This window comes from Mycobacterium sp., from assembly GCF_049683935.1.
Lineage (GTDB): Bacteria > Actinomycetota > Actinomycetes > Mycobacteriales > Mycobacteriaceae > Mycobacterium.
Window position 1 is genome coordinate 1 of the sequence record NZ_JBAUJR010000440.1, and the last position, 2,950, is coordinate 2,950.

A 2,950-nucleotide genomic window follows, 5' to 3' on the forward strand; every position below is an offset into this window, starting at 1 on the left:
GTCTGGTTCCAACGCCACGGCCAGGTCATCGGTGCCGGGCGCAGCACTCGCACGGTGAACCGGCGGCTACGCCGGGCGCTGGAGCACCGCGCCCGCTGCTGTGTGGTCCCCGGGTGTGGGGCGACCCGCGGGCTGCATGCCCACCATCTGCGGCTTTGGGAGGACGGCGGCCTCACCGAGCTGTGCAACCTGGCCCTGGTCTGCCCGTACCATCACCGCGCCCATCACCGCGGGCTGATCACCATCACCGGACCCGCCGATCGCCTCGTCGTCACCGACGACACCGGCCAACCACTGACCAACCGATCCCTGGCCCGACCACCCACCCCACACCCCCACCCGCAGTAGCTCCCTACCCCGGACCCACCGGCGAACGCGCCCAATGGAAGTGGTACCACCCCTACCAACCCGAACCACCACCACGAGCCGCCGACAACTAGGTTGAGTGGCCGTCCGCGAGCACGACCTGCGCGTGTTCGTGTCCCTGTTGGCGTATTTGTAGCTGACGTCGAATGCCGTTTTCCTGCTTACGGATTGGCTGGCAGAGCCGGTGAAGGCCGCTGTCATCACACTAGAACCAGCTGGAGCAGCTCAACAGCACGATGGCGACGTGCCAACATGACACGGTGACCCGATCCCCGACGACGAGTTCGAACCCGGATCCAGTCACGCACAAGGCACTCGCCCGGTGGGCCGCTGCGTGCGCCGAGCGAACGCTGCCGATTTATGAAGACGACCGTCCCGATGACAACCGCCCGCGGGCGGCCATCGAAGCGCTCCGCGGCTGGACACAAGACGAAGTCCCAATGACAGCATGTCGCGCCGCGGCCTTCGCAGCTCATGCCGCCGCCCGCGATGCTGATCAAGGCGGCGCACCCGCAGTCGTAGCGGCCGCACGGGCCGCAGGCCAAGCAGCGGTGGTGGCGCACATGGCCGGCCATTGCCGGCACGCCGCGATATACGCGGCCAAGGCGGTCGGACTGCACAACTCCAATGACCTAGCGCATCAAGCCGAACGCAAATGGCAATGGGACAACCTCGGCCTCGAGTTTCGCCCGATCGTATTCCCCAAGGGCCAGTGACCATCACGGGCTGACTCCGATCAGGAAAAAGCAATCTAGCCAGTCCGATTGCGCGGCCCGCCGCGCGCTAGTCCGATTGCGCGGCCCGCCGCGAGATGACCTCGTCGCGCACCGCCGACCGACGCGCCTTCCCGGCGTCGTCGCGCAGCGGCCGGTCGGTGAACTCCACCGACCGCGGCAGCTTGTGGGAGGCGATCCGCTCGGCGAGAAACGCGACGACTGCCGCCTCATCCAAGCCGGTAGCCTGCACCAGCACATGCGGCACCTGGCCCAGATCGTCGTCGGGGATTCCAACTGCCAAGCAGGACAGCACTTCCGGATGCTCGGAAAGCGCTGATTCGATCTCGGCCGGGTATACGTTGCGCCCGCCCACGGTGAACATGTCGACCCTGCGGTCGTTGAGGTAGAAGTAGCGTTCGGCTCCGAAATCCTGGTAGTAGCCCAGGTCTCCCAGCGAGTCCCAACCGTCGCGGGACTTCGCGGTGCTGCCGATGTAGCGATAGGTGGGTCGTCCCCCCGGCGCCGGCCGCATGTAGATCTCACCGACCTGCCCGGGCGGGCATTCGTTGCCGTCGTCGTCGAGCACCTTCATCTCACCGGCGACGACCGTTCCCACCGAACCCGGGTGGGCCAGCCACTGGTCACCAGAGATGAACGTCAGCGCCTGTAACTCGGTGCCGCCGTACAGTTCCCACACTGCACTCGGACCGAGAATCTCGATCCACGCCAGTTTGACCGCCGGCGGGCACGGCGCGGCCAGATGCCAGAGCCTGCGGATCGACGATAGATCGTAGGCGTCGGGGTCGGCGCGGTAGACGGGCAATAGGCGCTGCATGATCGTGGGGACGGTGGTGAGGAACGTCACCCGGTGGTCGGTGACCAGGCTCAGGAATTCGGCCGGTTCGAACCGGGGCATCACCACCAGATGATGTCCCTGCAGGAGACCGATGGCGAAGGTCGTGAAACCGGTGTTGTGGCTCAGTGGCACCGAGATCAGGGTCACGTCGCCTTCCTGTGCTCCCAATGGCTGGCCGATCGCGGCGGGCACCCTGCTGTCGCCGCCCGATTCGATCAGCTTGGGCCGACCTGTGCTGCCGCCGGAGGCCATCGACTTCCACACCGGCGAGACCGCCTCAGGCAACGGCGCCGCCGCGAACGCTGAGAACGCGGCAGCGAGCTCCGTTGGGGCACTGGCGGTCACACCGGTCGGGTCGGGTCGGCCGACCAGCAGTCTGGGACGCCGAAGCTCGAGCAGCGCGGCGAGCTCGGCGTCGGGCAGGCGCGCGGACAGCGGCTGCGGCACCGCGCCCAGCTTCCAGCAGGCCAGCACCGAGTACACCCAGTCCAGTGAGTTCGGCAGCACGATCGTCACGTAGTCGCCGACACCCACACCGAGCGAGGCGAACCCGCGCGCAACACGATTGGTCGCCGCATCCATCTCTGCCCGTGTCATTGTGACGCCCGAGCAGGTGACGGCCGGAGCCTCGGGGTTCCGGGCGGCCAGTGCCGAGACCTGGGAGCCGATCGGGGGAACAGGACTGGTCATGTTGCTCCATCCTCGTCGTCGATCGCCTCCGCGTGCTCGGCGGGAGGACCCGCCGAGCCCAACGCCGACGTCAACACGGCGACGACGGACACCAAGGCCAGAAACTGCACCCCGGCCGAATGCCCCACGTATCCGTCGACCGAACGCCACGGATTCTGGCTCAGGACCGCACCGGCCAGGATCAGACCGGACGCTGCACTGCCGACAGTTGCGGCGTTCCAGAGTCTTTCGCGGTTGCGCAGCAGGTGCCGCAGCCCGAGCGCGGCGCCGGCCATCACCGCCCCGACCAGCCCGGCGATCAACGATGCCGCCACCACCGCAG

The 2,950-nt window shown here is 67.6% G+C and carries 3 protein-coding genes and 1 pseudogene; 2 read left to right on the forward strand and 2 right to left on the reverse strand.

Annotated elements, in window-relative coordinates; all coding sequences use genetic code 11:
• A pseudogene (locus tag WA965_RS24755) lies at positions 1-440 on the forward strand (HNH endonuclease signature motif containing protein); the annotation flags it as partial.
• A gap of 186 nt (positions 441-626) precedes the next feature.
• Positions 627-1,082 (forward strand): putative immunity protein, encoded by a 456-nt coding sequence (locus WA965_RS24760; RefSeq protein WP_526301303.1) that lies wholly within the window; start codon positions 627-629, stop codon positions 1,080-1,082.
• Between the two features lie 67 nt (positions 1,083-1,149).
• Here the strand turns inward: WA965_RS24760 and WA965_RS24765 are convergent, their stop codons facing one another.
• Both WA965_RS24765 and WA965_RS24770 read right to left on the reverse strand, forming a co-directional pair.
• Positions 1,150-2,628, reverse strand: coding sequence for an AMP-binding protein (locus WA965_RS24765; RefSeq protein ID WP_526301301.1), 1,479 nt, complete (start codon positions 2,626-2,628; stop codon positions 1,150-1,152).
• A partial coding sequence (locus WA965_RS24770) for a hypothetical protein (RefSeq protein ID WP_526448169.1) occupies positions 2,625-2,950 on the reverse strand: 326 nt, incomplete at its 5' end. The genes WA965_RS24765 and WA965_RS24770, both read right to left, overlap by 4 nt.

Coding starts and splice junctions, on each gene's coding strand:
- WA965_RS24765 (WP_526301301.1), bottom strand. CDS start 2,628: ATGACCAGTCCTGTTCCCCCGATCGGCTCCCAGGTCTCGGCACTGGCC.